7 protein-coding genes are annotated in these 8,427 nt (G+C 48.5%); 4 read left to right on the top strand and 3 right to left on the bottom strand.

Annotated features, from left to right (window positions below; genetic code table 11):
- Positions 1-357: 357 nt before the first annotated feature.
- Complete coding sequence (locus RIE73_RS18240; RefSeq protein WP_446402528.1) at positions 358-2,232, bottom strand: protein kinase domain-containing protein; 1,875 nt, start codon at positions 2,230-2,232, stop codon at positions 358-360.
- 429 nt (positions 2,233-2,661) lie between these two features.
- On the opposite strand from RIE73_RS18240, the gene moaA reads away from it, so the two are divergent.
- A complete protein-coding gene (gene moaA / locus RIE73_RS18235; RefSeq protein WP_446402527.1) occupies positions 2,662-3,648 on the top strand; it encodes a GTP 3',8-cyclase MoaA in 987 nt (328 codons plus the stop codon).
- A 119-nt stretch (positions 3,649-3,767) separates the two neighbouring features.
- Here the strand turns inward: moaA and rpsD are convergent, their stop codons facing one another.
- Positions 3,768-4,376 carry a 30S ribosomal protein S4 gene (gene rpsD / locus RIE73_RS18230; protein ID WP_446402526.1) on the bottom strand — a complete coding sequence of 203 codons (609 nt, stop codon included), beginning with the start codon at positions 4,374-4,376 and terminating at the stop codon, positions 3,768-3,770.
- A gap of 74 nt (positions 4,377-4,450) precedes the next feature.
- On the opposite strand from rpsD, the gene RIE73_RS18225 reads away from it, so the two are divergent.
- The 3 genes from RIE73_RS18225 (at position 4,451) to RIE73_RS18215 (ending at position 7,546) form a co-directional block, all read left to right on the top strand.
- Entirely contained in the window at positions 4,451-5,932 is a 1,482-nt protein-coding gene (locus RIE73_RS18225; RefSeq protein WP_446402525.1) for an aminotransferase class I/II-fold pyridoxal phosphate-dependent enzyme, read from the top strand.
- 19 nt (positions 5,933-5,951) lie between these two features.
- On the top strand, positions 5,952-6,554 hold the full coding sequence (gene cbiT, locus RIE73_RS18220) for a precorrin-6Y C5,15-methyltransferase subunit CbiT (protein ID WP_446402524.1): 603 nt from the start codon (positions 5,952-5,954) through the stop codon (positions 6,552-6,554).
- An 86-nt stretch (positions 6,555-6,640) separates the two neighbouring features.
- Entirely contained in the window at positions 6,641-7,546 is a 906-nt protein-coding gene (locus tag RIE73_RS18215) for a phosphatidate cytidylyltransferase (RefSeq protein ID WP_446402523.1), read from the top strand.
- A gap of 174 nt (positions 7,547-7,720) precedes the next feature.
- On the opposite strand, the gene RIE73_RS18210 is transcribed toward RIE73_RS18215, so the two are convergent.
- Positions 7,721-8,326, bottom strand: a complete 606-nt coding sequence (locus RIE73_RS18210; RefSeq protein ID WP_446402522.1) for a hypothetical protein — start codon at positions 8,324-8,326, stop codon at positions 7,721-7,723.
- Positions 8,327-8,427 lie beyond the last annotated feature (101 nt).

Below are 8,427 nucleotides of genomic sequence, written 5' to 3'. Positions count from 1 at the left end.
AAAATGGTGCGTTACGCCTTCGCTAACGTACTGGACTGACACAGCTAAAATTGTGCAATAGATTTTACGGTTAGAATGGGCGCACGCCGTGCGCCCCTACAATTCTAATTCACCATTTTAGGTGGGTCAGCCCACTACTGGACTGACACAGCTAAAATTGTGGAATAGATTTGACGTTTAAACCGGGCGCAAGCCTTGCGCCCCTACAATTCTAATCCACCAAATAAGGTGTGTCACGCCACTACAAATGTGGATGATTGGAGCATTTATCAACAGCCGTAACCCATCAAATCTGTGAAAAACGGTGCGTTACGCTTCGCTAACGCACCCTACAAATTTGAGTGATTGGATCATTTATCAACAGTCTTCTTCGGCTTCCGGTTCACAAATCGGGACTGAATCCTCATCCGTGGGTTTAGGTGAGGGTTGACTAGGTTCTTTTGTTTCCGATTTGGAGTTTTCGGGATTGGACGGTTCTGATGACGGTGGGTTTTCCTGATTCGTATCCTCTTGATTTCTACGCTGAGTGGCTTTGCGAACTAATTTATTTAACTCTTGACGCCAATAGCGTTGTTCTGGAAAATCGCTGTCTGCGGCATAAATGATCACATCAACATAGCGCCCTTCATTATAGGCTTGCTGAATTCTATCAAATTTAGCTTTCGCTTCTGACCATTCTTGTTGCATGGTCTCAATTTGCTGTTGAGCATCCTCAAACGCCTGACTATCGGGAACAACGGATTGAGCTAATGCGATCGCTCTGTCTAAATTACCTTTTTGATACTCTTCTGTTGCTTTTGTCAATATCTCTGCCCCATTATCTTTGGGCTGATCAGGGGATTTTTTCGGCGTTGGGGTTGGGGTTGGTTCTGGGCTAGGACTGGGTTTTGACTCCACTGGAGTGGGACTGGGTTGAGTTTCTTTGGGGGTAGGACTTTCAGGTTGTTCCGCAATAGTATCAACAGAGGAACAATCGATATACTGATCAAAAACCCACCCTTGTCGCGGTGAACGAATTTCTACCCAATTCCCTTGCTTGGTTCCCGTTAAGGTTAACTTGGTACCTTTATTAACTGTGCCAACAACCGTGGCGTTGGGGTTTGATCGCACGTTCAAGCCTTGAGCCGTTACTGTACAAGTCCCTCGTGCCATTCCACCGGACAACCCCTGACGAATGCCATACGCCATCCCTGCGGCTGCCATAGCCACAGCTAAACCCACACCAATGATTAATGGGGCGCGGTTCGGTTCAGATGTAGGTTCGGGTTCAGGAGGGGGCGGCGGAGTAGGAGGAGTCGGTCTTCGAGGGGGTGCGGCTGGGGAAACTGCCAGGGTGCCTTGTTGGGAGAGGGGAGTCGATTGGGGTGTTGGTTGAGACGGCGAAACAGGTTGACCGTGAGTAGAGGAGGCAGCGATGAGCGATCGCACGGCTTGTAACGCTTCTCCAGCTGACTGGTAACGATCTTTGAAATGGTAACGCACCATGCGGGTCAAAACATGTTTTAGCCCTGGACTCACAGGGGCAAGATGCTGCCAGATTAGTTCACCTGTATTTAAATCTTCCTGCAATTCAGCAGGCATACGACCCGTAATTGCCTGGATAGCAATAATGCCTAAAGCGTAAATATCGCTAGTGGGACGCGGTTGACCCAAAGCCTGTTCACTGGACATATAACCCGGAGTTCCCACAGCAACCGTATTACTCATCTGCCCTTGAGGATTTGCCAGTTGAGTCCGGATTTGCTTGACCGCCCCAAAGTCTAATAAAACCAGCTTCTTATCTAAATTACGTCGAATTAAGTTATCCGGCTTAATATCCCGGTGAATGACACCGTGATTATGAACAAAGTCTAAAACCTCTAAGAGTTCTTGTAGCAGGTCAACCACTCGCGTCTGCTCCCAAGGTTGACCTGATATTAACTCTTGGCTCAGGGGATGCCCTTCAATATACTCCTGAACCAGATAAAATTCCTGGTCTTCTTCAAAGTAGGCAAGCAGACGCGGGATCTGGTCGTGATTGCCCAGCACCTCTAGGGTTTCCGCTTCGCTGTTGAATAGGCGTCGGGCGGTTTCTAAGAAATTGGGGTCACGATTTGCAGGTTGAAGGTGTTTGACCACACAAATCGGGTTACCGGGACGCCGGGTATCTTGTGCCAGGTAGGTGCGACCAAATCCTCCTGCACCGAGGACTTGGTTGACTTGGTAACGACCATCCAGTAGCTTGCCTAACATAAGTAGTGATGCGCCTCAACGTTCACATGTTAATAGTTACATACAGCGACGGGATATGTGTGCCAGGATTGTGCCAATTTTCAGAGGAGGCAGGTGGCAGGTGGCAGGTGGCAGAAGGCAGGAGGCAGAAGGCAGAAGGCAGAAGGCAGCAACAGTAGTGGCTTGGCAAGGTTAAAACAGTGGTCAAGTATTTTCTCACACCCTTATGAGAGTAGCAATCCAGAAAAATTTTACCCACAACTTTAAGCTTGCCAGCCCAGTAGGGTGGGCATTGCCCACCAGCCTTAATGAGCGTGACATTCATTCTAACCGTTGTAGCAACAGCTATATATCTATGCATTGAATACATAATCCTTACTCTCCGATGAGTTAAAGATTCTTATCATGAAACAGTAGCCGCCTAGATATGGGGGATAGCCGCGAATTAATATGAACACTGTCGATTATCTCCGGATTAGCCTAATTGACCGCTGTAACTTCCGCTGTCACTACTGTATGCCGGAAGGGTCAGAACTTGACTATATCCTGCAACAGGAACTCCTCACCCATGAGGAACTGCTGAGGCTATTGAAAGAAGTTTTTATCCCGGTAGGGTTTAAAAAGTTTCGCCTGACAGGTGGGGAACCGCTACTGCGTCCAGGGGTAGTGGACTTGGTCAGAGAAATTGCCGCCCTGGATCAAACTGAAGATTTAGCGATGACGACGAATGCCTTTTTACTCGCAGGCATGGCACAAGACTTGTATGATGCGGGATTACGGCGGATTAATATTAGCTTGGATTCTCTCAATCCTGACACCTTTGACCAAATTATCGGGAATCGGGGGCGATCGCGCTGGCAACAAACCTGGGATGGAATTCAGGCGGCACATCGGGTGGGGTTTGATCCCTTGAAGTTGAATATCGTCGTGATTCCAGGGGTGAATGATGCAGAAGTGCTGGATTTAGCTGCCCTTACCCTGGATCGCCAGTGGCACATTCGCTTTATTGAATTTATGCCGATTGGCAATCCTGAATTATTCAATAATCGCGCCTGGATTCCTTCTGAGGAACTCCGCCAGCAAATCCGCGATCGCTGGGGGTTAGTTGAGTCGAATGTGCGCGGGAATGGACCGGCTGATGTATTCCAGATTCCCCATGCCTTGGGGACTCTCGGCTTTATCAGTCAGATGTCCGAATGTTTTTGCGATCGCTGTAACCGGATGCGCCTCTCCGCCGATGGCTGGTTGCGTCCCTGTTTACTCAATGAAACGGGTCAGATTGACTTAAAAAGCGCTCTCCGTAGCGGCGTTGATCTTGCCGAATTAAGAGCGCGAGTGCAGCAGTTACTCGCGATTAAACCAGATATCAACTTTAAACAGCGAGAGTCTGGTACTGATGGTTACTACACTCGCACCATGTCCCAAATTGGTGGATAGTCATTTGTCATTCGTCCTTTGTCCTTTGTTTTTTCCAAATACTCAATAGGACAAAAGTTGTTTGACTCTAAGCAGTGATTCAATGACGAATAACCTATAACCAATGACTAATGACCAATCTACGCTTTCCGTGAATAGAACTCAACCACCAGCAGTTCGTTGATTTGCAGGGCAACCCACTCACGCTCAATCACGCCATTGACCTTTCCGGTGAGTGTTTTCTTATCAAACTCTAAATGGCTGGGTAGATTGGCTAATCCGGGGTATTCCAGATTTTGTTCCACCAAACGCCGAGAGCGATCCTGATCTTTAACCCCAATCACATCACCGGGACGGCACTGGTAACTAGCGATATTTACTTCTCGACCATTGACCATCACATGACCATGATTTACCAGTTGACGCGCACCCGGAATCGTACCTGCCATGCCTAACCGAAACACGGTGTTATCCAATCGCATTTCTAGCAGTTCTAGCAAGGCTTGACCCGTGGAACCCGTTGCCCGACGTGCTTTGCGAACATAGCGAAGCAATTGCTTTTCGGTGACTCCGTAGTTGTAGCGGAGTTTCTGTTTTTCTTCTAGCCGAATCGCATATTCTGACCGCTTCCGGCGAGCTTGACCATGTTGACCGGGCGGATATGAACGACGGGCGGATTTGCGAGTCAAACCGGGCAGATCGCCTAGACGACGGACAACCCGCAGACGCGGACCTCGATATCGCGACATATAACTTCCTTGTGTACCTGACTAATTTTTTACCCAAATACTTTATAGTACAACTGACATAAGACGAATGACAAATGACGCATGACAAAGGACAAAGGACTATCCCCATACTCGATGCCTTACAAGCCTGTGCTGGACGCCCCCACGCGCCATTCTATGCCCCGGGTCACAAACGGGGAAAGGGTCTATCGGATCGACTGGCAAACCTCTGGGGAAAATCAGTCTTTGAGCATGATCTCCCCGAATTACCAGATTTTGATAACTTATTTGCTCCTTCCGGAGGGATTCAGGAAGCGCAGGAGTTAGCGGCGGCGGCATTTGGTGCGGATAAAACCTGGTTTCTGGTGAATGGCTCAACCTGTGGCGTAATCGCGGCAATTGTAGCCACTTGCGGTATGGGAGATAAGATCATTTTGCCTCGCAATAGTCATCAATCCGCGATCGCCGGTTTGGTTCTTTCCGGTGCAAGTCCGATTTTTATTACTCCAGACTATGACCCATCTGGTGATTTGGCGCACAGTATTACTCCAGACGCCGTTAGCCAAGCCCTCAAGCAACATCCGGATGCTAAGGCAGTGATGCTACTGTATCCGACCTATCATGGCGTGTGTGGGGATATTCAGGCGATCGCCCAACGGGTACATGACTATAATATTCCGTTACTGGTTGATGAAGCCCACGGAGCGCACCTTCGGTTTCATCCTGATTTGCCTGCCAGCGCCATGTCAGCGGGGGCGGATTTAAGCATACAGTCCACCCATAAAGTTTTGGCAGCGATGACCCAAGCCTCAATGCTGCACATTCAAGGTCATCGCCTTGATCCGGAACGATTGAGTCAAGCCTTACAACTTGTCCAATCCACCAGTCCCAGCGCCCTCCTCTTAGCCTCTCTGGACGCCGCCCGACAACAAATGATGTTGTATGGGGAAATGCTGATTAGCCGCACTCTAGGACTGGCTGAGGCGGCGAGAGAACAGATTCAGCACATTCGGGGAGTATCAGTGTTAAATGCGACAAACACTCCCGGCTGTTTGATTCTAGATCCCACTCGGCTGACGGTGAATGTGACAGGATTAGGATTAACTGGGTTTGCAGCCGATGACATTTTCTGTGATCAGTTGGGTGTCATTCCTGAGTTGCCAACATTCCAACATCTAACGTTTATCCTGAGTTTAGGAAACACGGCAGAGGATATTCAGCAGCTAGTCCAAGCCTTTGCCCATTTGAACCAGCCCGATTCTCGTCCTGATACTTTCCCTAGGCAGAATTTATGCCAACCGGAGATGACGCCAGGGTTAATCCAGGAACCGTCAATGTCCCCTCGTGACGCCTTTTTTGCCTCGAAAGCACAATTACCTTTAGACCAAAGCGTCGGTCATATTAGTGCTGAATGGGTTTGTCCCTATCCGCCGGGGATTCCCGTTTTAATGCCGGGAGAAGCGATCGCATCGACTACGGTGGAATACCTGCGACAAGTTCAGCAGTTTGGCGGCTATATTACTGGGTGTAGCGATCCTGGCTTAGATTGTGTCAACGTTGTCAAAAGTAAGGACTAATGACCTAAGGACGAACAGAATGTCTTCTCCCCTGTGGCACTATACCACTCCCGGTATTCCCGATGATTTATTTGAGCGCTTGCCCGGTATTCCCCTCAGTAAGCGAGAAGTACGGTTACTGATTATTTCCGCATTGCGCCTAGAACCCCATTCTTTGCTCTGGGATATCGGTGCCGGGACAGGTACGATTGCTGTAGAAACCGGATTACTCTCGCCTCACGGTAAAATTGTGGCGGTAGAACGGGATGATGAGGTAGCGAACCTGATTCAACGCAACTGCGATCGCTTCGGTGTAGAGAATGTTGAAGTTATCGAAGGATCGGCACCAGAATGTCTCCCGAATCTACCAGGAAAACCCCATAGAGCCTGTATTGAGGGAGGACGCCCGATTAAAGAAATTCTGAAGGAAGTCTGGCATTACTTAGAACCCCAAGGTCGCATTGTTGCCACAGCGACTAATTTAGAGAGTCTTTATACCCTATCCGAAGGATTGGCTGAATTACAAGCCCGTAACATTGAGGTGGTGCAATCCTCAATCAATCGCTTGGAAACCCGAGGCACTCATCAAATATTCGCAGCGGTTAATCCCATGTTTATTCTCAGTGGGGAGAAGATTGACTAACGGCGAATGCTACCAGATTGTTAACCTTTATGTAATAGTTTCATCCAGACAGTTAATTCGGACTGTCTTGTGTCAACCAAAGTTCTATGCCCTGGTCTCGGATTTTTAGTGGAATTGTAGCGATTACCCTAGCGATGGGGATGATTGTGGCTGGAGGATGGTATTTTACCCTCGGTCTCTGTGTCATCGTCTATTTGGGTCAATTGGAATATTTTCAACTGGTTCAGGCAAAAGGAATTGCGCCTGCGGCGAAAACGACGTTAGTTGTGAGTCAACTTTTATTGGTGACAGCCGCCCTTAACTCTAACTTGACAGATGCCGCCTTTCCCATCGCCGGAACCCTGATTTGTTTTTATCTGCTCTTTCAACCCAAAATGGCAACGATTGCGGATATCGCGGCTTCGATTTTGGGATTACTCTATGGCGGTTATCTGCCTAGCTACTGGATACGATTGCGTGTTGGCTTAGATGGAGGGGTTTCATTGCCCTCGAATGCTACCGCTAGCCTCAATAGTTTCTCATTTCACGGTTCTTGGCTTCAGCCTTGGACTAACTTAACGGTTCTGTCTCAAGGCTTAACCGTGACTCTACTGGCGTTTGCCTGTATTTGGGCAGCCGATATTGGGGCGTATAGTTTTGGCAAGTTTTTTGGTCGCACTCCCTTGTCCAATATTAGTCCGAAAAAGACAGTAGAAGGGGCAATTTTTGGAATTTGCGGGAGTGGGGCGGTAGCGATGCTGGGGGCTTGGTATCTGCAATGGTCAACCTGGCAACTGAGTGGATTTGTTTTTGGTACCTTAATTGGGGTGGCTAGCCTGTTGGGAGACTTAACCGAGTCCATGATGAAACGAGATGCTGGTGTCAAAGATTCAGGACAATTAATTCCGGGTCACGGGGGTATTTTAGACCGCACCGATAGCTACGTTTTTACTGCTCCCTTAGTGTACTATTTCATTACCCTGTTGCTGCCTCTTTTACCCCCTTTTGGTTAGGGGTTGTTGAATAAGTGCTGTGGTGAGGGTAGGGAACAGGGAACAGGGAACAGGACACAGCGTCCCCCCAGTAATTTGACCCTTGGGCGGGTTTTGTTGATACGTTATCAGCTAAGGAGCTGACCCTAGTAACTCGTACCCGCCCCAATACCAGAAAATGAATTAATTCGGCAATCAGTTATCCTCGGAAACTTGATCAAGTTGGCTGAGAGTATAATGGGCAATTGCTAAACTTAAGCGCACCTGCTCAATGGGGGATAATTGAGACCATGCGACTGAGCCAACAGTGCCAAAGTCTTGATCGCCCCGCATGGCGTAAGCCCATGGACGGGCAAACACAAATAAATCATCTTCACTCCAGTTCGGCAATAATGGTTTAACACATAAAACCAGCTGATCGGCAAGGGATATATCCATGGATAACGCCTGTTGAGCTTGGGTGGCGATCGCGTCCAACCAAGACACCGGAACGCCAGAAAATCGCTCAGCTAGCGATCGCTTTAGAGCCGAACCCGAGGAATCTTCAAACTCTATGGATCTCCAGCACTGGTGCAAGCGATCAAATAGGGTTTGTGATCCTGAGGTAATTTCTGCCTCTGTTTGACAAGCATCCAGAGAAAATCCCGCTTCCAGATCTGCCAAATAGTCTTGGGCTTCAGGGTCAGCGGGATTCCAGGGATAACAATCGTCGTCGGGTTGCCAGAGTGCTTCTAGGAGTTCTCCTTGGGCTTGACTCAAAGCATCCTGATAATTTTGGTATGGTTTATGTTGACTGGTCATAATACCCCTTATGTGAGCTTCGGTGTAGATGAAAATTGATAGGAATAGCTACATCAGCACTCTAGAAGGTTCCGTAATCGTTTCAAAAATAAAGGTTGATG

Origin of the sequence: Coleofasciculus sp. C1-SOL-03 (assembly GCF_040220555.1) — a bacterium.
Taxonomy (GTDB): Bacteria; Cyanobacteriota; Cyanobacteriia; order Cyanobacteriales; family Coleofasciculaceae; genus Coleofasciculus.
The sequence above is the reverse complement of the archived record's forward strand: the minus strand, read 5'-3'. Positions and strand labels throughout refer to the sequence as shown.

Bases quoted from the DNA above. Each gene is read 5' to 3' on its own strand.
- RIE73_RS18240 (WP_446402528.1), bottom strand. From the start codon at position 2,232: ATGTTAGGCAAGCTACTGGATGGTCGTTACCAAGTCAACCAAGTCCTC.
- moaA (WP_446402527.1), top strand. From the start codon at position 2,662: ATGAACACTGTCGATTATCTCCGGATTAGCCTAATTGACCGCTGTAAC.
- rpsD (WP_446402526.1), bottom strand. From the start codon at position 4,376: ATGTCGCGATATCGAGGTCCGCGTCTGCGGGTTGTCCGTCGTCTAGGC.
- RIE73_RS18225 (WP_446402525.1), top strand. From the start codon at position 4,451: ATGACGCATGACAAAGGACAAAGGACTATCCCCATACTCGATGCCTTA.
- cbiT (WP_446402524.1), top strand. From the start codon at position 5,952: ATGTCTTCTCCCCTGTGGCACTATACCACTCCCGGTATTCCCGATGAT.
- RIE73_RS18215 (WP_446402523.1), top strand. From the start codon at position 6,641: ATGCCCTGGTCTCGGATTTTTAGTGGAATTGTAGCGATTACCCTAGCG.
- RIE73_RS18210 (WP_446402522.1), bottom strand. From the start codon at position 8,326: ATGACCAGTCAACATAAACCATACCAAAATTATCAGGATGCTTTGAGT.